This window comes from Roseibium sp. AS2 (genome assembly GCF_038900065.1).
Lineage (GTDB): Bacteria > Pseudomonadota > Alphaproteobacteria > Rhizobiales > Stappiaceae > Roseibium.
Genome location: NZ_JBBMQN010000004.1, coordinates 481,706 through 500,900 on the forward strand (window position 1 = coordinate 481,706; position 19,195 = coordinate 500,900).

The 19,195-nt window shown below is 62.0% G+C and carries 17 protein-coding genes; 13 read left to right on the forward strand and 4 right to left on the reverse strand.

Annotation, left to right across the window (positions count from 1 at the left end; translation table 11 throughout):
• Nucleotides 1-34 precede the first annotated feature (34 nt).
• Complete coding sequence (locus WNZ15_RS14295) at nucleotides 35-1,294, forward strand: glycosyltransferase family 87 protein (RefSeq protein WP_342893656.1); 1,260 nt, start codon at nucleotides 35-37, stop codon at nucleotides 1,292-1,294.
• Nucleotides 1,295-1,345: 51 nt separating this feature from the next.
• Here the strand turns inward: WNZ15_RS14295 and WNZ15_RS14300 are convergent, their stop codons facing one another.
• Both WNZ15_RS14300 and WNZ15_RS14305 read right to left on the reverse strand, forming a co-directional pair.
• Complete coding sequence (locus WNZ15_RS14300) at nucleotides 1,346-2,029, reverse strand: hypothetical protein (protein ID WP_342893657.1); 684 nt, start codon at nucleotides 2,027-2,029, stop codon at nucleotides 1,346-1,348.
• Between the two features lie 10 nt (nucleotides 2,030-2,039).
• Entirely contained in the window at nucleotides 2,040-3,260 is a 1,221-nt protein-coding gene (locus tag WNZ15_RS14305; protein WP_342893658.1) for an argininosuccinate synthase, read from the reverse strand.
• A gap of 242 nt (nucleotides 3,261-3,502) precedes the next feature.
• Here WNZ15_RS14305 and WNZ15_RS14310 point away from each other — a divergent pair, with 242 nt between their 5' ends.
• The 3 genes from WNZ15_RS14310 (at nucleotide 3,503) to WNZ15_RS14320 (ending at nucleotide 6,637) form a co-directional block, all read left to right on the forward strand.
• A complete protein-coding gene (locus WNZ15_RS14310; RefSeq protein ID WP_342893659.1) occupies nucleotides 3,503-3,904 on the forward strand; it encodes a DUF3302 domain-containing protein in 402 nt (133 codons plus the stop codon).
• Nucleotides 3,901-5,052 carry an HlyD family secretion protein gene (locus WNZ15_RS14315; RefSeq protein WP_342893660.1) on the forward strand — a complete coding sequence of 384 codons (1,152 nt, stop codon included), beginning with the start codon at nucleotides 3,901-3,903 and terminating at the stop codon, nucleotides 5,050-5,052. The genes WNZ15_RS14310 and WNZ15_RS14315 overlap by 4 nt, the downstream gene beginning before the upstream one ends.
• Nucleotides 5,053-5,128: 76 nt before the next feature.
• Nucleotides 5,129-6,637 (forward strand): efflux transporter outer membrane subunit, encoded by a 1,509-nt coding sequence (locus tag WNZ15_RS14320; RefSeq protein ID WP_342893661.1) that lies wholly within the window; start codon nucleotides 5,129-5,131, stop codon nucleotides 6,635-6,637.
• 177 nt (nucleotides 6,638-6,814) lie between these two features.
• Here the strand turns inward: WNZ15_RS14320 and WNZ15_RS14325 are convergent, their stop codons facing one another.
• Nucleotides 6,815-7,426, reverse strand: a complete 612-nt coding sequence (locus WNZ15_RS14325; protein WP_342893662.1) for a TetR/AcrR family transcriptional regulator — start codon at nucleotides 7,424-7,426, stop codon at nucleotides 6,815-6,817.
• Nucleotides 7,427-7,606: 180 nt separating this feature from the next.
• Here WNZ15_RS14325 and WNZ15_RS14330 point away from each other — a divergent pair, with 180 nt between their 5' ends.
• The 8 genes from WNZ15_RS14330 (at nucleotide 7,607) to WNZ15_RS14365 (ending at nucleotide 16,831) form a co-directional block, all read left to right on the forward strand.
• A complete protein-coding gene (locus tag WNZ15_RS14330) occupies nucleotides 7,607-8,068 on the forward strand; it encodes a (2Fe-2S)-binding protein (RefSeq protein WP_342893663.1) in 462 nt (153 codons plus the stop codon).
• Nucleotides 8,069-8,071: 3 nt separating this feature from the next.
• The gene (locus tag WNZ15_RS14335; RefSeq protein WP_342893664.1) at nucleotides 8,072-10,258 is read left to right on the forward strand and encodes a molybdopterin cofactor-binding domain-containing protein; all 2,187 of its coding nucleotides are present in this window, start codon (nucleotides 8,072-8,074) and stop codon (nucleotides 10,256-10,258) included.
• Nucleotides 10,259-10,525: 267 nt separating this feature from the next.
• Nucleotides 10,526-11,305 (forward strand): MerR family transcriptional regulator, encoded by a 780-nt coding sequence (locus WNZ15_RS14340; RefSeq protein WP_342893665.1) that lies wholly within the window; start codon nucleotides 10,526-10,528, stop codon nucleotides 11,303-11,305.
• A 153-nt stretch (nucleotides 11,306-11,458) separates the two neighbouring features.
• Nucleotides 11,459-12,433, forward strand: coding sequence for a UbiA prenyltransferase family protein (locus tag WNZ15_RS14345; protein WP_342893666.1), 975 nt, complete (start codon nucleotides 11,459-11,461; stop codon nucleotides 12,431-12,433).
• Nucleotides 12,434-12,476: 43 nt separating this feature from the next.
• The gene (locus WNZ15_RS14350) at nucleotides 12,477-13,370 is read left to right on the forward strand and encodes a hypothetical protein (RefSeq protein ID WP_342893667.1); all 894 of its coding nucleotides are present in this window, start codon (nucleotides 12,477-12,479) and stop codon (nucleotides 13,368-13,370) included.
• A 16-nt stretch (nucleotides 13,371-13,386) separates the two neighbouring features.
• Nucleotides 13,387-14,556, forward strand: a complete 1,170-nt coding sequence (locus WNZ15_RS14355; protein WP_342893668.1) for a glycosyltransferase family 4 protein — start codon at nucleotides 13,387-13,389, stop codon at nucleotides 14,554-14,556.
• A gap of 61 nt (nucleotides 14,557-14,617) precedes the next feature.
• On the forward strand, nucleotides 14,618-15,652 hold the full coding sequence (locus tag WNZ15_RS14360; RefSeq protein WP_342893669.1) for an NAD-dependent epimerase/dehydratase family protein: 1,035 nt from the start codon (nucleotides 14,618-14,620) through the stop codon (nucleotides 15,650-15,652).
• A gap of 102 nt (nucleotides 15,653-15,754) precedes the next feature.
• Nucleotides 15,755-16,831 (forward strand): endonuclease/exonuclease/phosphatase family protein, encoded by a 1,077-nt coding sequence (locus tag WNZ15_RS14365; protein ID WP_342893670.1) that lies wholly within the window; start codon nucleotides 15,755-15,757, stop codon nucleotides 16,829-16,831.
• A 54-nt stretch (nucleotides 16,832-16,885) separates the two neighbouring features.
• On the opposite strand, the gene WNZ15_RS14370 is transcribed toward WNZ15_RS14365, so the two are convergent.
• Nucleotides 16,886-17,719, reverse strand: a complete 834-nt coding sequence (locus WNZ15_RS14370) for a LysR family transcriptional regulator (RefSeq protein ID WP_342893671.1) — start codon at nucleotides 17,717-17,719, stop codon at nucleotides 16,886-16,888.
• A 397-nt stretch (nucleotides 17,720-18,116) separates the two neighbouring features.
• On the opposite strand from WNZ15_RS14370, the gene WNZ15_RS14375 reads away from it, so the two are divergent.
• Entirely contained in the window at nucleotides 18,117-19,169 is a 1,053-nt protein-coding gene (locus WNZ15_RS14375; RefSeq protein ID WP_342893672.1) for an aldo/keto reductase, read from the forward strand.
• Nucleotides 19,170-19,195 lie beyond the last annotated feature (26 nt).

Genomic DNA, 19,195 nt, shown 5'->3' on the forward strand with positions numbered 1-19,195 from the left:
GGTCAGTCTTCGGCCAGGATTCGCGGGAGTTTTCATGAACGGGATCAGGCAATTCTATCTCAAGATGCTGCAGTCCGACGAGCTGAACAACCGGTTCGGCGGGCCTCTTTTTGTTGCCATGCTGGTGGCCACTTCCTTGTTCCTGGCCGCAACCTGGATCAGATCCGACATCGGTTTGCTGGAATTCGGCGACAGCCCGGCCGTTGCCCAGCATGAAGACTTTGCCGCGTTCTATCGCGGCGGCCAGATGGCGGCCGAGGGCAGGGCGGCCGAGGTCTACGACTACCGCCGGTTCGTCGAAGGCCTTTCCGGGGACAATCAGTCCCTGTTGTTCCTCAACCCTCCCCATGCCCTGCTGTTTTACGAGTTGCTCGCAAAGACGCCCTATCCGGCCGCGCGGGGCCTTGTTCTCGGCCTCAGCGTCCTCTGCCTGTTTCTTTCCGTCCGGCTGATCCGGTTGCAGGCCGGATTCTGGCCGTATGTGTTCGTGGCGTTTTCGGCCGGCACACTCTATTCGCTGCAATTGCTGCAACTGTCTCCGATCACAACGTTTCTGTTGTTGTTCGCGCTGCTTTTCAGCCGGCAGAAACCCGTGCTCAGCGGTCTTGCGCTCTGCGTCCTGACGATCAAGCCGCAATACGGACTTCTGGTCCCGGTCTATCTGCTGGCAATGCGGGACTGGCGGGCCTTCGGCGTGGCGGCCTGCGGAACCCTCGTGCTGGTCGCCCTGTCCATCGGTGTTTACGGCGTTTCGGTCTGGCAGGCCTTTTTCGCGTCGATGACCGGCGGGGTGCATTCGATCCAGTTCCAGATCTCGCACAACATGATGGTCACCTTCGGCCAGTCGATGGGCAAGATCGGTGCCGGTGCCGACCTCAAGATGATCGCGCAGATCATTTGTATCGTTGTGTCCGGCGTGGTGGTCTGGGTTGTCGCCCGTCATTGGCGAAGGGAAGCGGCAGCCCCGCTTTCCCTGCTCGCGATGAGCGTGGCAGCGCCGTCTTTCCTGTTCTACGACTGGCTGATGTATGCGATGGCGCTGCTCCTGATGCTCAAGCTGGCTCCGGCATGGCCGCTGTCGCTGCAGGCACTTGCCGGGCTGCTGTGGATCGCTCCCGTGGTGCATGATGTCCTGAACGTCTATGACGCCGGCGCGGCCTTCTATTTCTCGAGCCTCATTCCAGCGATCGCCGTTGCCGTCCTGGCCCATGCGGCCGCCACGTTTTCGCGGCAGGAAAGCGCGTGCGGCCGGTATCGCACGCCGCATGAAAGGCCCGGAGAATTGCCTGTGTGAGACACTGTCGAACAGGGGCCGGCGCATGCCGGTGCCCGGTTCGCGATGTCTCTACAGCCCGATGAAACTTTCCATGTGAAACCGTGCGCTCGCCGGATCCTGGCGATGGGGCGTGCCATAGGGACAGGCGCGGCGGGCCAGACATCCCGACCAGCAGTCGAACGCGCGGCTCTGCGACAGATGGTCCCGGCATCGTGGAACGTCGTAACCTTCGGACAGCGACAGTGCGTTTGCAGGGCAGGCGGCCAGGCAGGGTTTGTCCGCGCAGGTCTCGCAGGGGCCGGACCCGTCGGCGCCACGCGGCGCATCCAGGGTTCCCGCTGTCAGGAACGCGGCCCGGAAGCCGGCCCAGGGACCGAAGTCACGATGGGCGAGAACACCCATGGGGCTTGGGGAAAAACCGCCGCAGGCCGCCGCCCATTGCTGAAAGGGATGGTAGGGCGGCCCCTCGAACGGAAAGAGAGCCTCGAACCCGTGTGACTGCGCGAGGGCGCCGAGAACCCGTGCCGTGTAGCGGTCGAGCGGGTCGGCGGCACCATCCGCCCATTCCGGGCTTTTTGTGAGGACAGGCCAGATCGAGGGTCCGGTGCTGCCGACCAGCAGCAGCGTATTCGGCCGGTCGCCGCCGGCAAGAGCGGGAACGCTGTCGCCGACACCGGGGGCAAAGCCGCCAAGGCACAGGAAGCCGGCGGCCGCGAGGTCCTTTTCGAACACCGCTGCAGCCGCTCCCCTCATGCCGGCACCGTCAGCCGAGCCGGTCGCGCTTGGCCAGCGTGCGCAGGCGCAGGGCGTTCAGCTTGATGAACCCGGCCGCGTCCTTCTGGTCATAGGCGCCCTGGTCGTCCTCGAAAGTCACCAGTTCTTCCGAATAGAGCGAATAGGGCGAAGCGCGGCCGGTCAGGATGACGTTGCCCTTGTAGAGCTTCAAGGTGACCGTCCCGGTGACGTGCTCCTGGCTCTTGTCGATCAGGGCCTGCAGCATCTCGCGTTCGGGTGAGAACCAGAAACCGTTGTAGATCAGCTCCGCGTAGCGCGGCATCAGTTCGTCCTTGAGGTGGGACGCGCCGCGGTCAAGCGTGATGGATTCCATGCCCCGGTGCGCAGTCAGCAGGATCGTGCCGCCCGGGGTCTCGTAGATGCCGCGGCTCTTCATGCCGACGAAGCGGTTTTCGACCAGGTCGAGACGACCGATGCCGTTGTCGCGGCCATAATCGTTGAGTTTGGCAAAGAGGGTCGCCGGAGACATCTTCTCGCCGTTGAGCGAGACCGCGTCGCCCTTTTCGAAGCCGATCTCGATTTCGGTGACGACGTCGGGCGCCTCGGTCGGATCGACCGTGCGCTGGTAGACATAGGCGGGTGCTTCCTCGGCCGGATCTTCCAGCACTTTGCCTTCGGAGGAGGAGTGCAGCATGTTGGCATCAACGGAGAAGGGCGCTTCGCCGAGCTTGTCCTTGGGAACCGGGATCTGGTGTTTTTCGGCAAAATCGACCAGATCGGTGCGCGACTTGAAACTCCAGTCCCTCCAGGGTGCGATCACCTTGATGTCAGGGTTGAGCGCGTAGGCGGCCAGTTCGAAGCGGACCTGATCGTTGCCCTTGCCGGTGGCGCCATGCGCGATGGCGTCGGCGCCGGTTTCCTTGGCGATCTCGATCAGGCGCTTGGAAATGAGCGGTCGGGCGATGGAGGTGCCAAGCAGGTAGACACCTTCATAGACGGCATTGGCGCGGAACATTGGAAAGACGAAGTCGCGGATGAATTCCTCGCGCAGGTCGTCGACATAGATCTGCTTGATACCGAGCATCTCGGCCTTCTTGCGCGCCGGTTCCAGCTCTTCGCCCTGACCGAGATCCGCGGTGAAGGTCACAACCTCGCAGCCCAGTTCGGTCTGCAGCCATTTCAAAATGATCGAAGTGTCGAGGCCGCCGGAATAAGCCAGCACGACTTTCTTGATGTCACCATACGCCATTGTCGGGAAGGTCCAGTTTGTTGGTTGTATGCGGCGTGCCGCGATGTTGAAAATTTGCCGCAATTTAGCCGGTTCTAGGCACGGCGCAAGCCCCCGGGAGGGAGAAATGGTCAGGGAGCCTGTCGCCTGACCGCAACACCCGGTTGGAGCCAGACAGCAACTTGACACCTTGCAATTATCGGCGGAGCGATTGAGGGTGTTGACGAACAGTCTATGAAGGACTTTGCGACACGGGAGGCGGCATGGGCCTGATTGATTTTGAACTCGATACCTACGACTATCTTACATTCGTGATTTTCCTGGCCGTCGTGATCGGGTTTTTTTATGTGATCGTCACGCTCGGCGGCTTGCCGGGCAAGATGGCGGAAAAGCGCAACCATCCGCATGCGGAATCGGTCAAGCTCGGCGGGTGGATCGGTCTGTTCACCGTGTTTCCCTGGATCCACGCGTTGATCTGGGCCTATCACGACTCCCTGACTGTAGATATCCGCGAGTTGCCTGATGGCGGTGCCGGAAAGGCCGGTTCGAGCGAACGATTGAAAACCGGCGAGACGCTGGAAGCGGGCTCCGCGCGGGCGATGCCGTCGGAGGTCGAGGCAGGCAATGTACTTCCTTCGGATACCAGGGACGGAGCTTCGGCGTGACCGTCGCGCTTCTGATCCTCGGCGCTTATGCCATCTTCATGTGGCTGGTGTTCTATAAATTTCGCTGGCTCAAGTTCAACATCGCCTGGGGTGTGGTCTCCTTCTGGGTGGGCTTTCATGTCCTGTTCCTGCTGGTCGTGTTCATGCGCTTCTATACGCCCTACACGATCGACGGCCATGTCATCCGCCAGACGATCCAGATCGCGCCGCGTCTGCCGCATCCGACCGTGCTGGAAGAGGTTTTCGTTGCGCAGAATCAGAAGGTGAAAAAAGGCGACAAGCTCTATCTGTTCGACAAGACGCTTTATGAAGCCCAGCTCAAGGAAGCCGAGGCCAATCTGGCGAGCGCCCGCCAGAACGCGCTCATCCTTCAGCAGGACATCGTTCTGGCTCAGGAGGCGCTTCAGGAGGCGCAGGCCAACGCGCAATACGCGACCGACCAGGTCAATCGGTATACGGATCTGGTACCGCGTGGCGGGGCGAAGCAGGAAACGCTTGATAAATGGACCTCCCAGCAGACATCGGCCAATGCGCAGGTCGCCGAGGCCGAGGCCGACCTGAAAAAGGCGCAACTGGCTGCCGATGCGCAGTATGATGGCGTCAATGCTGAGGTCGCGTCGGCTCAGGCGCAGGTTGACCAGGCGCGATACTACGTCGACCAAACCACCATTCTTGCGCCCGAGGACGGTGTGATCATCAGCCAGCAGGCGCGGCCGGGCCTGGTGGTCGGCGGCTTCCGCATCGGCGCGATCGCGGCCTTCGTCGCCGATGCAGATCCCTATTTCCTGGCAACGTTCTATCAGGAACACCTGAAATTCGTCGAACCCGGCCAACCAGTGGAAGTGGCGCTGGATATCTATCCAGGCCAGATTTTCGCCGGCAAGGTCAAGTCAATCTGGGAAGGCACGGGCCAAGGCCAAATCGTGCCCCATGGACGTGTGCCGGAGTTCCTTTTCATGAGCCCGCAGGGCCGGTTCGCAGTCGAGATCGATCTGGATGAGGATCCGGCGCTGAAACGCTACCCGGCGGGTGCCCACGGTGCGGCCGCGATCTATACCGGCGGCGGCGGGGACTGGGTCGCCGTGCTGAGGCGGGTCAACATGCGGCTCTACGCATGGGTCAATTTCATCGTGCCGTTTGATGTTTAGGAAAGCAGCGGGCATGGGGCGTTTGCGGCATTGGGGGCGTTTGCGGCATTTGGGGTGTTTGCCGGCATTGGCAGGCATGCTGTTGGTCGGTGGATGCATGGTAGGGCCGGACTTCGAGCGGCCCGACGCGCCGATCCTCGACAACTGGGGCAAGGGTGCCAACCTGCCTGTCGACAGCCGCACCGGTTTCACCAGCCGCAGCGCCCATTCAGTGCCCTGGTGGCATGTCTTCGGGGACGAGACGCTCAACAGCCTGATTGCCGAAGCCTACCGGCAGAATGTCGGGTTGCAGGCCGCGGGCGTGCGCGTCTATCAGGCGCGGGCGCAGCTCGGCATTGCCAGGGGAGAGCTGTTTCCCCAGGTGCAGGAGATCAAGGGCGGAGCGAAGAGCATCCGGTTCAGTGCCAAGGATCCGTTCATCCGCGATCTGGAGCGGGTCGGTCTGGTCAACGATCACATCACCAGGGTCGATGCGGGTTTCGATGCCGGCTGGGAAATCGATGTCTGGGGCAAGATCCGCCGGGACGTTCAGTCGGCGGACGCCAATCTGAAGGCCAGTCTTGCCTCTTACGACGACGCACTGGTGACGCTGACCGGGGATATCGCCGCGACTTATGTCACAGTGCGTGAGCTGCAGCAGCTGATCGCCGCCGCGCGCCGCAACGCGGGCCTGCAGAAGACATCGCTCGATCTGACGAAACTGCGTCTGGACAACGGCGTGGCGACCCGCCTCGACGTCAACGAGGCAACCGTTCTCTACAACAACACGCTGGCCAGCATTCCCGGCTACGAGGCGGAGCTGGCACAGGCCTATAATGCGCTCAGTGTTCTCGTAAGCGAAGCTCCCGGCGGCATGAAGACACGCCTCGGCGGGAGGGCCCGGTTTCCCGGTGTGCCGGCCGAGGTCGCCGTGGGCGTGCCGGCAGACATGTTGCGCCGGAGGCCCGACATCCGCTACGCCGAATATTTGGCTGCCGCCCAGTCGGCGCAGATAGGTGTGGCCAAGGCGGACCTGTTTCCGGCCTTTTCCATTTCCGGAGCCATCGGCGTCCGTGCGGACGATTTTGCCAATCTGTTCGACAACGGCACCACGGCCGGCTTCATCAATCCGGGATTTTCGTGGAATTTCCTGAATTACGGCCGGATCCGCAACAATGTACGGGTGCAGGACGCCAAGTTCCAGGAAGCCTTGCTGAGTTACGAAAACACCGTGCTTTCCGCCTATTCGGAAGTCGAGAACGCGCTGACCGGGTTCCTCCGTGCCAAGCAGCAGGCGGTCTATCTGCGCCGCAGCCTGCGTGCTGCGCACGCTGCAGTTTCAGAGGTCGATGCGCAATATGAGGACGGTACGGCGTCCTACAATCGCGTGGTCGATGCCCAGAAAAGCCTGCTCGTGGCCGAGGAACGCCTGATCGCGGCGCAGGCCAGTGTGCTGACCAGTCTGATCGCGGTCTACAAGGGACTCGGCGGCGGCTGGATGCCGGACAACGTCAAGGGCCTGATTTCCGAAAAGACCCGCCAGCAGATGGCAGAGCGCACCCGCTGGGGCGAACTTCTGGCAAAGCCGGTCGAGGAGGCCGGCTGACAGGCTGACTGAGACTCTGGCCGTCGGCGGCCGGCGATATCAGAAAGAGACTACGCGAACGCCCTGCCCCTCGCGCATGCACTTTTCGTGACCTAAATGTGAGTTCTGAGAAGGTTGTTCATCCCGGACGCGGCGCAGATCCAGGCTAGCACGGGATTGACAGGCAAGAGGCCTGACTCATATGGCCGCCTCTGCGTCGACCACACCATATCTGGCCAGGAACATGTCGACACTTTCCTCGATGATCTTGCCGATTTCCTGACGCTCGGGCACACGGCCGGCATGGATGTTGGGAAAGAAGGCGCGCGCCTTGATCAGACCGAGAAACTGGGAGGCGGCGACCCCGGGGTCCTCGGCGGTCAGCTTGCCTTCCCGGATTGCCCGTTCCACGAATTGCGTGAACACGGCAAGCTTGGTCATGCGGCTGTTCATGTCCGCCGCCAGCTCCGGGTCCCGGATGGTTTCACCCATGACCATGCGGGCAAGGCTCATGAAACACGGATTGGTCAGCAATTCGCCCTCGGCCCACCCCAGGCGGACCAAAGCGTCCCGGATCGGCAGAGCCGGATCGTATTGCAGCTCCAGCGCGGAATTGACCTGATCGGCCAGGCACTGGCTGATGGCCTTGAACAGGACGTCCTTGCTTTCGAAATGGTTATAGACGGTCCGTTTCGATACCTGGGCACGCTCGGAAATGCGGTCCATGCTCGCACCGGCAAATCCCTTGTCCTGAAATTCGGCGATTGCAGCCTGGACGATCTGTTTCTTTTTCTGATCGGATACTGACATTCTCAGCTCATAGACACCCCGTTGCATTTCTGCCCATTGGCAGAGCCCCCGCCCCTTTCATCCCAAAAATCGCGCCCTATGTAAACCAGGGCGTTTACAGACGCGCAGTCAATGACTACACTGCACGGTGTAGTTTACTTCCTTTAGCCAGACCAGACCAGCCAAAAGGGACGTCTCCTGATGTCTGTATCACTTAAAATCAACGGGGAACCGCGTACGCTCGACGCCGACCCCGAAAGCCCGCTCCTGTGGGCGCTGCGTGACGAACTGGGATTGACCGGAACCAAATTCGGCTGCGGCATCGCCGCTTGCGGTGCTTGCACCGTGCATTGGGACGGCGACCCGATCCGATCCTGCCAGACGATGGTCGGAGACCTGGAAGGTGCCGAGATCACCACCATCGAGGGGATCAGCACCAAGGCGGCCGACGCGGTCCAGACCGCATGGACCGAGCTGGAAGTGCCGCAGTGCGGCTATTGCCAGTCCGGCCAGATCATGGCCGCGACCGCGCTTCTGGCGGAGACGCCGAAGCCGACGGACGAAGACATCGACGCGGCCATGGACGGCAATGTCTGCCGCTGTGCCACCTATGCCCGTATCCGCAAGGCGATCCACCTTGCTGCCGACAAGATGGAGGGCTGATCCATGTTGCATCTCCTGCAAAAACCTCTCGAGGCCGCTCGCCCGAGCCGGCGGACCTTCCTCAAGGTGTCCGCGGGCACCATTGGGGGTCTCGTCCTGGCACTGAACCTGCCGCGCTCCGCCAAGGCCGCAGCCGAGGGTGAATTCATCCAGCCGTTCGTGCATATCCGTCCGGACAACACGGTCGTGGTGCTCTCCAAACATCTCGACAAGGGCCAGGGCACGGCCTCGGGTCTGGCGACACTTGTCGCCGACGAACTCGACGCCGCACACGATCAGGTCAGGGTCGAGTTCGCCCCATCCAATCCGCAAGTCTACGCCAACACGCTGTTCGGCGTTCAGGGCACGGGCGGCTCCACCGCCATGGCCAACTCCTTCATGCAGTACCGTCAGGCAGGCGCTGCGGCCAAGGCCATGATCGTGGCCGCCGCCGCAAAGGACTGGGGTGTCCCGGCGTCCGAAATCACTGTTTCCGGCGGTGTTGTCTCGCATGGGTCCGGCGCGTCGGCGACGCTGGGCGACCTGGCAGGCCTTGCTGCCGGTGAAGAGGTTCCGGCCGAACCGGTTCTGAAAACGCCGGATCAGTGGGTCTACATCGGCAAGTCGTTCCCGCGCCTCGACGTGAAGAACAAGTCGGTCGGTGCGCCGAACACCTACACCATGGATTTCCAGCGGGATGGTCTCCTGGTGGCAACCGTCGCACGGTCCCCCCGCTTCGGCGGCAAGGTCAAATCATTCGACGCGGCGGAGGCGAAGAAAGTCTCCGGTGTGGTCGACGTTCTGGAAATCCCGAACGGGGTCGCGGTGCTCGCCGAGAGCACCTGGCCGGCGATCAAGGGCCGGTCCCTGCTCGAAATCGAATGGGATGACAGCGAGGCCGAAACCCGGTCCAGCGATGCCATGCTCGCCGAACTGAAGGACATGACCGGGAAACCCGGTGTTAAGGTCCGCGAGGATGGCGACGTCGACGCGGCCCTGGAGGCCTCTGCCAGGGTGATCGAGGCGGATTACGAATTTCCCTTCCTGGCCCATGGCGCCATGGAGCCGCTCGACATCGCGCTGATGTTCGACGGCGAGAATGCGGAGTTCTGGTTCGGATCCCAGATCCAGACCATCGACCACAACGTGGCGGCGACCGTGCTCGGCATCCCGTTCGAGAAGGTCCGGATCAACACGCTCTGGGCAGGCGGGTCGTTCGGCAGGCGGGCCCAGGCCGATGCCCATCCCGTTGCCGAAATCGCGACGCTGGCCAAGGCGATGCAGGCGGCCGGAATGGCGCCCGCGCCGGTGAAGGTCGTCTGGGCCCGCGAAGACGACATGGCGGGCGGGTATTACCGGCCGATGTCGGCGCACCGGATCCGGGTCGGCCTCGATGCGGCGGGCGGTGTCACCGCGTTCAAGTACAACATCGCGGCAAAATCGATCGTCAAGGGCACGGCGTTCGAGGCTGCGCTCATGAAGGATGGTGTCGATCACAGCATGACCGAGGGCGCGCATGATACATCCTACGCCTTCCCGCTGATGAACATGGATCTGGCCTACCAGGAAACCAAGGTTCCGGTTCTGTGGTGGCGCTCTGTCGGACACACGCACACGGCCTATGTCATGGAAACCATGATCGACCGGCTGGCGAAGGAAGCCGGCAAGGACCCGGTCGCCTATCGCCTGGAAATGATCCGGGACGATCCGCGCAAGGTGGCCGTGCTGAAACTGGCGGCAGAAAAGGCCGGCTGGGACACGCCTGTGCCGGACGGCCGGTTCCGGGGCGTTGCCGTGCACAAGTCCTTCGGATCCTATGTCGCCGAAGTGGCCGAAATCTCCCTGCGCGATGACGACACCGTCAAGGTGGAGAAAGTCGTGGCGGCGGTCGATTGCGGAACGCCGATCAACCCGGACAACATCCGGGCCCAGGTTGAGGGCGGCATCGGTTACGGTCTCGGGGCGATCCTGCGCAACCAGGTGAGCCTGGTCGACGGCGTGGTCGAGGAAACCAACTTCGACACCTACGAGCCGCTCAGGATGTCCGACATGCCGGAAGTCGAGGTGCATATCGTCGCCTCGAACGAAGCACCGACCGGCATCGGCGAGCCCGGCACACCCCCGATCGGCCCGGCCGTCGCCAACGCGATCGCCGCTGCGAAGGGCGACTGGATCACGAGTTTGCCGTTCTCCAGGGCAGGTGTCGTGTAGACTTATTGTGCTGTGCGAAAAGAAAAAGGCTGCCCCCGGGCGGCCTTTTTTTCGTTGTCAGGGCAATTGGAGAAGGTTTCAAGACAGGCTTTCTGACGGATTTTTTTCTTTTAAATCAAATGCTTCGTGGCTTGACCGCAGGAAAATGGCGTTTTTTTGGCCAAAAAAATTGTATTGAGTCACTTGCATTGGCCCTTGGGGCCGGTTCAACTTGAAATAGTAATTGTGCTATGCAGCATTTACTAGAAGTAGGTCTTCGAATTCACGATGGGCAAGAACATGCTGACCAGATCGGAATTGCAGTTGCAAGCAGGCCTTACGCGAAAAGCCCTGCGCATCTACGAGGAAAAAGGGCTGCTGGTCCAGGGACTGAATGCGAAACGGCAAGCGGTCTACCGCCAGGAAGATGTGGAGTCAGCCATCCTGATCAAATCGCTGCGTCAGGCCGGCGTCCCGATCGCGCAAATCGAGGAGATTCTGCGTCCGGGCCCGGCGGCGCCCCTGAAGGAAGTGGACGCGATAAGAGATCTGCTGCATGCCTCCGTCGCAAGCACTCACGACGCGCTACAGAAGCTGGAAACGTATTTTGCATGTCAGGAAAAGCAGGTTCGGAAACTGCGTCATGGCGGTTACTGGGCACTGGGAACAGAAGCTGTCGTCGACAAGAAAAGCGTTGCCGATTTTGTAACCGAATTCGCAATGCAGATCCGTGAATGCGGTTTGGATACGGGCAAATTCGCGGCGCGTTACGAAAATGAGCAAGATAGCGTAGTCAAGGTAACCTGTTTCAAGGAGGCGCCGGAGGCGGTGCCGTCCAACCTCGACGACTACAAGCAGTATTTCATTCCCGAAGATCTTTACTATGCGGTCAAGGCACAGGGCGTTACCGGGATCTACGGCTGTTTTGAGGGTTGCTACAGCCTCCTTGAGGAAGCGCGCTTTGAGGAGACGGCCAAGCCGCCCCGCCTGGGCCCCATCGAAATCTACCTGAACTACCCGTATGACCAGGCCCGCGGGCAGACCTTCGAGGCCCTGTTGCTGAACTAGGGTACGGACAAAAGCGCAATCGGCACGCGATACGCCGAGACCCGACATCCGGTCGGAAAGCTCAACTCAGGATGACTTCATACACCATCGCCGGCATCGCCGCGGTGAACGGACTTTTGCATCTTTCGTCACCAATAACCGGAGTCGGTTGATATGACACACGAGATTGGCCTTGCCCGCCCTTCCTCCGATCAACAGGTGCGGCGCCTCTGGCAGCATGTTTCACTCCTGCGCCCCTCGCACTGGAGCAAGTCGCTGATCGCGATCCCGATCGGTCCCGTGCTGATGATCGGCGATGCAACAGGTCCCGGCCTGCTTGTCCTGGCAGGGACGATCACGATGTTCAGCCTTGCCTCGGCCGCAGTGTATGTCGTCAACGATCTCTCGGACATAGAACGGGACCGGGCGCATCCAAGCAAGCGCAACCGGCCGCTCGCTTCGGGCGTGGTGACACCGCAGGCGGCCCTGTGGATGCTGGCCGGGCTGCTGACGGCTCTGACCCTGCTGGCGATTGTTCTCCCGGCCCTCCTGACGGTGATCGTTGTCCTCTACCTGCTGTGCAATCTGAGCTACAGTTTCTGGCTGAAGCACGTACCGATCGTCGAGATGCTGATTGTTCCCGCCGGCTTCGCCTTGCGGACAGTATCAGGCTATGTGGCCTTCGGTGTTGTTCCCGACCCCTGGGTGATCGCGACTGTGCTGTCGGGGAGCCTGCTTCTGACTGTGGGCAAACGGCGGGACGAGCTGCGCCGCGTCAAGACTTCCGCGGATCACCGGCCGGTGCTGAGGCACTATTCCGAGCCACTTCTGGATGCGTATCTTCTGGTCGCGGCAGTTGCCTGTCTCGGTACGGGCCTGGCCACCATGATCCAGTTCTTCGATGCGCTGGACCAGCGCGTGCTGTTCTTCATCAGTCTGCCATTCGCGGTCTATCTCTTCAAACGCTATCTTCTGCTTGCCTTTGCCGGGACCGGGACAGGCAATCCCACACGCCTGCTCCTTTCCGACCGGACCATCCACGTGGCCTTTGTGGTCTGGGCCCTGGTGCTGGGCTCTTCCGCGCTTCTGGACAGTTTCGGGACTTTCGACGGGATTACCGCGCTGCAGACCGCACATGCCGCGCACTGAGGGCTACGGCAGAATTGCAGCGGCCCCGACCCAGGAGGATGCCATGTTGAATGCCCGTCTTGCCCTGACCGTAGTCCGGTCCGCGCTCACCCTCGTCGCGCTTGTCTGGATCGCGGCCTTCTTCAACCAGCATCGCGAGAAACTGGTCCTGGCCCTCACCGAAATCGATCCGGGCGCGCTGGGCAGCGCAATGCTTTGGGTCCTGGTTGGCCTGTTGCCGGGCGCACTGGCCTGGCAACGGCTCCTGGCCCGGGAACTGCCCGGCGTGCCTGCCGCGCGCGGTGTTCTGGTCTATCTCCGTTCAGGGATCGGGAAGTACACGCCGGGGGGCGTGCTGGCTTTCGCGATTCAGCATCGGCTTCTGCGCGCGGAGAATGCCGGAAGCATCCTCCTGCTGCGGGTCTTCGTGGGCACGGCGCTGGCTGCCTGTCTCGCGGCCGCTCTGATCGGGTTGCCCGCGGTGTCCGCCCTGTTCGGTATCAATGTCTGGGTCCTTGGTGTGCCGGCAGTCCTTGCCACGGTGGCTGGGCTGGGGCTTGCCTGCCGGATGCGGCGTTGGCCTGTGGTGCCACGGAGCCTTGAGCGCATAGGCGTTCCCGCTCCGGTCCCTTTCGCGGCAACGGTGGCGATCATGGCGGGCGCCTGGACCCTGACCGGGCTGCATCTGGCCGCACTGGGTCTGCATACCGGGGCAGGCGCCGTGTTCCTTGTGTCGGCCTACAGCTTCTCTGCCATCGCCGGCATCGTTTTCGCGGTGCTGCCCGGGGCGGTCGGTATCCGTGACGGCGCGTTGCTGGCGATCCTTTCCCTGCAGTTGGCGCCGGCGGACGCCCTGATGCTGGCACTGCTGAGCCGGGCCCTGATCATCGCCGGAGACGTCATCGGAACCGGGGCCGCCGCCCTAGCGCTGGGACGCCGGATCAATGTTCACACCTGAACGAAAGGACCCTCCCATGCCGCAGCAAGACTTCGACGTCGCGGTCCTGTTGAACTATTACGCGCCCTATGTTTCGGGCCTGACGGAGACTGCCCGTGTCGTGGCCGAGGGGCTGGCGGAGCGGGGCTGGAAAGTGGCCGTGGTGGCGACCCGGCACGAGCCGGGGCTCCCCGAGGAAGAAATCATTGGCGGTGTCCATGTCTTCCGGGCACCGGTTCTCTTCAAGGTCGGGCGGGGACCGGTCAGCCCGGGTTTTCTGACACTGGCCCGGCGGATTGCGGCGCGCTCGAAGGCTCTGCATCTGCATCTGCCGATGCTGGAAGCAGGAGCAATCGCGGCCATCGCTCCGCGCATTCCGGTTGTCTCGACCTACCATATCGACCTTTGGCTGGCGCCCTCGCTAACCAGCCGGCTACAGATCGCTGCGGTCAACCTGTCGGCACGTATCGCGCTCCGCCGCAGTGATCACGTGGTGGTCAACAGCGACGACCAGGCGCATCATTCGCTGCTTTGGCCGTCGATCGATTCGGTCCCGTGGTCGTCCATTGCCGCGCCCTGTCTGGACCCGCGCGGCGGTTATCCGGTCTACCGCGACGGGGACGGGCACCACGTCGGCTTCCTCGGCCGGATCGTGCCCGACAAGGGCATCGAGTTTCTCATCCAGGCATTCCTGCGCACGGCGCGGCCTGAAGACCGGTTGCTCCTGGGGGGCGAATACGACACCGTCGCCGGCGGCAGCAATATCGCACGGCTCCATGAACTGGTGGACGGCGATCCGCGCATCCTTTTCCTGGGGGCGCTCAAACGGGACGAGACACGGGATTTCTATGCCTCGATCGACACTTTCGCGCTGACTTCGGTCGCGGAGTCGTTCGGGATCGTCCAGGCCGAAGCGATGATGTGCGGGCTGCCGGTCGTGGGCTCCGATCTGCCGGGCGGGCGCGTGCCGGTCGTGGAGACCGGATTCGGCATCCTTACCCGGCCGCGCGATGTTTCCGGCATCGCCGCCGCACTGAGCGAATTGCGCGACTTTCCTGCCGCGCAAAAGCGATCCCTGGCTGAAAAGGCACGGGCGCTCTACAGCGCGCAAAGCTGTATCGAGCGGTATGCCGCGCTGTTTTCCCGCCTTTCGAGAACCCAGGCGGTCGATACCCGTTCCGCTGTCGCAATGGCCGTCAAGGAATGACGGCGCAACGCGAGGCCCTGTGGCGCAGTTCTGACCCAATGCCGATGATCAGGAGATGAAGATGGAAGTCACGCTAACCGGCGGCTCGGGTGTCCTGGGCCGAAACCTGACAAGGCGGCTTGTCGCGATGGGGCATCGTGTCACCAGCCTGGATCTGTCCCCCATGCCGGAAATCGAGAACTGCAGGCAGATCATTGGCGATATCCGGGATGAAGGGACTGTGGCACAGGCGATTTCGGGTGCGGACATTGTGATCCATGCGGCTGCGGCATTGCCAAGCTACCGCCCGCAGGACATCCGGTCCATCTCCGTCGGCGGCACCCAGACCGTCATGGATGCCTGCCATGCGGCCGGGACCGAACGGGTTCTTCAGATATCCTCTTCGGCGGTCTATGGACTGCCCGATGTGGTGCCGACAACGGAAGACTATCCGCGGGAGCGAGTCGATCCGTACAATTGCGCCAAGATCGACGCGGAGCTGATTTGTGAAGCGTATCGGGCCAAGGGCATGTGCATTCCCATTCTGCGGCCGAAGACCTTTCTGGGGCCCCATCGGCTTGGCATCTTCTCGATGCTGTTCGAGTGGGCCGAGGAGGGACGCAATTTTCCGCTTATCGGAGGCGGCCATTACCGGAGTCAGCTGCTTGACGTCGACGATCTGGTCGACGTGGTCGTGGCGGCGATGACCCTGCCGGACGTTCAGGTGAACGACAATTTCAATGTCGCCGCAACCGACTTCACGACACTTCACGACGATTTCCAGGCTGTGCTCGACGCTGCGGGCAAGGGCAAGAAAGTCATCCCGCTGCCAGTCGGCCCGGCAATCGGGTTGCTGCGCCTTCTGGAAATGTCGGGGGTCTCGCCAGTTTACAAGCGGCTTATCTACAAGCTGAGCCGCGATGCCTATGTCAGCACCAGTCATGCGGAAACCACGCTCGGGTTCCGTCCGAGACATTCAAGCAGGCATGCCATCCTGAGGACGTTTCAGTGGTGGCGGCAGCAGAACATGTCGAAGGCGGCCAGCCGGCAGACCGGTCGCACGAGTCGGGAACCCTGGAAGCAAGGCGCGCTCGGTCTGGCCAAGTGCATGTTTTAAAATTACAAATTCGAGGCGATCGGGATGTTTGAACGCAACGCTGGATCTTGGGTGAGACACTTATGGCACAGGAAGCCGGGCACGCGTATCCGCGGCGGGATCTTGTCGAAAACGGTCCTTGCCCTGTCCGTCCTGTGGCTCGCATTCGCCATAACGCATGAGATCCTGACCGGAAGGTTCTGGCTCTGGGTTGTTCCCGGAGTGGCGCCGCCGATCCTGTTCGCGGCGGTTCCCCTTGTTCTCGCGATCCTGACTGTGTTCATCCGATCCTACAGGGGTGCCGTTTTTCTGGTCGCCCTGGCCGCGTTTGTTGTTTCCGTGCCATCAACCGGACTTAACTTCTCGGTGCTGGCGCCCCGGGCGGAAGCCGTACAGCCCGGCCTCGCGGTCTCGGTGGTTCAGATGAACACGGACTACTGGGGCCAACTCCGCGACGGAACGCTCACGGATCCGAGAAACAAGGACGCCATGCTGGCGTACCTGCGGTCCCTGGACGCCGATGTCTACCTGTTGCAGGAACATATGCAGCGGGTGGGCAATACCGCGCCCCCGGTGACGGATCTGTCGGATGTCGCGAAAGTCTTTCCCGAATATCAGGCGATCGCGGCGGGAACCCTGCTGACACTGAGCCGTCTGCCGGTGTCGGAACACGCCATTGTGCGCTCCGACAACCCACCTATCCTGCAGCTGCCGCCGCCACCTTACGCGTTGAAAGTCGATGTGCGTGTCGGTGAACGGGTCCTGTCCACCTACAACATCCACATGCCGATCCAGATCATCATCGAGAAAAACTGGTTCTCATGGGATTTCTACAACGAAATCAGGCGGCGTCATTTCATCCGAAAGGACGAGTTCGCGGCTCTGACGGCGGATGTCTCCCGGAACCAATTGCCGCTCGTCGTCGCCGGAGATTTCAATACCAGCCCGGCAATGGGCGACAATCGGGAGCTTCTCGCCGTGAGCCAGGACGCCGCCGCCTTCAGCTCGATCGTGTATCCGGCCACGTGGCGGGTCGGAGGACAGCTGCCGAAACTGTGGCGCAACGACTGGTTCCTGATCCGCAATGACATCCGGGTTGACCGGTTTGAGCAACTCGATCCGGAGGGAAATTCGGATCACCTTGCGCAATTTGTCGGTTTGACGCTCACGGATCAGCCGGAGGGTGCTTCCGTAAAATGACATCGAGCCAGGGAAAGGTCACTTCCCGGCCGAAAATGCGGGTTCAGAAAGATGTCACGGACGCGGTGGGCCGGGTCTTTTCAGCACGTTGCAGAGCCGGTCAATGGTGCGTCTCACTTCGGGAAGGTGGCGATCGTCCTGATGTGTGACGAGCCACTGGTCGTGGGACAGTTCCGGTATCGTGTTTCCGGTCCGCTGCAGGGCCTGTTGCCCGTCGCCGATAAACGTTGGCAGGAGGGCGATGCCCATGCCCGCCAACGCCAGATCCAGACTGTTGCGCGGCGCATTGACCTCGCAGAGAGCATCATTCCCGACGGTCCTGTCCAGCCATCGCGCAGAGGGTGTGTCCGCCAGCACCTTGATCCACCGTTCGGGCGCGCCGGGCAGGGCGTAAGGTGCGAACTCGACTTGCATGAGTTTTCGGCCCGCGAGGTTTTCTCCAGAGGGGCGTTGATTGCGGAAACCGATCACAACTTCGCGGTGCGGAATGTTCAGGGTTTTTTCCGCCGAAATGAATCGCAGCCGGATATCCGGCGGCCTGCCCGTGATGTCATCGAGGCACTCCAGCAGGGCCAGGGTTGTCCACGTTCCGGCAGAAATCTTGATCAGTGGCCGCTCGGTCTGTTCCGGCGTCGCCGCCAGTCTGAGGATGCGGGTCTCGATTTCGGTGAGCGCCACCATCAAGTCGCGCCCCTCGGCGGTCAATTCGTAGCCGCGGTCGTGCCGGATAAACAATTCGCGCTTCAACGTCCGTTCCAGCGCGTGCATTCGGCGACCCAGGGTCGCGGGGCTGCGCCGGGTCGATTTCGCAGCCGCCGAAAGGCCGCCATCCCGAGCCACCGCGAGGAAGAGATGCAGATCGCTCCAGTCCAAATCCTTTTCAGCCATGAAAAGATCCGTTCAAACAGTTTCATTTCGTCATTCAGACAAAGACTTTATTTTATGGGCAGGTCAAGTGCCGTAGCCGTGGTCCGGCAAGCCCTCTGCGGGAGAAAAGGACGGAGTGAAGCACGCCGGCCCGAGAAGTGACGGAGACGGATATGAAGTTTCCCCCGAACCTGGGAACGGGCGAAGTGCTGTTTCCCCACGCCCGGCAAACGCAGGCACGACGCGATGAAGACGCCTTTCTGGAGGCGCATGGCGGTGCCGGTTGCGTCGTGCTGTTTCGAATTGTCGAAGCGATCGCGTCTGGCGGTGAGCCCTTGTGGCGGCGGTTTCTCAAATTTCTGCGGACTTTTCTAAAGGCAAGCCCGGAACCTTCCGCAGTGTCAAAACAGGAGCATGTATGACGCAAGCCAAGAACAGCAGTCCCTCCATGGCAAAAACCGCCTTGGGACAGGCAGGCCCGCTGGTTTCCCGAATGGGGCTCGGTACCATGACCTTCGGCGCGGAGACGGACGAGGAAGAGTCTTTCCGGCAGCTCGATCTTTTCGTCGACCAGGGCGGAACCTTCCTTGATACCGCCGATGTATATGGCGGCGGGACCTCGGAAGAAATCATCGGCAAATGGGGGCGCCGGCGCGGCGGCATGGGAGAGCTTGTTCTTGCGACCAAGGGACGGTTCGCGCCGCCGCCAGGAAGCCACGGCGCCTCTCGGCGCGCTATCGTGCGATCCGTGGATGCCAGCCTCAAGCGGCTGCAGGTCGAGGCCATCGATGTTTATTTCATTCACGGCTGGGATCGCCACACCGATGTCGCCGAGAGCCTGGCCACGCTGGACGACCTCGTCAGCGCGGGCAAAATCCATAATATCGCGTGGTCGAATGTCTGTGGGTGGCAGATTCAGAAAATTGTCTCGACGGCCCGGGCACAGCGGTATCCCGTTCCCGTGGCCGTCCAGCCTCAATACAATCTACTGGACCGGGGGATCGAACTCGAAGTCCTGCCGTGCTGCCTGGAGGAGGGAATGTCACTGACGCCGTGGTCGCCTTTGGGCGGCGGCTGGCTGACCGGCAAATATACCGCTGACGCGCGGCCAACCGGAGCGACCCGGCTGGGAGAGGATCCTGACCGGGGCGTGGAGGCCTATGACCTGCGCAACACCAGCCGGACGCATGCCGTTCTCGAGACGCTCAGGTCCATCGCATCCGACCACGGCCGGCCTCCTGCCCATGTGGCGCTCGCCTGGCTTGGCAGCCGCCCCGGCGTTGCCTCGATCCTGCTGGGCGCGCGCACCGCGGAGCAACTGGCCGACAATCTTGCGGCCAGGGATCTGGTTCTGGCAACGCCTGAACTGGAAGCCTTGACGAAAGTGTCCTCACCCGGCCTGCCCGCATATCCTTACGGGTTTCTGGAAGACTGGTCGCAACTCGATGTCTGGAAGACGCTCGGAACGTAAATCAGTTCAGGACGGGAATGCAGGCG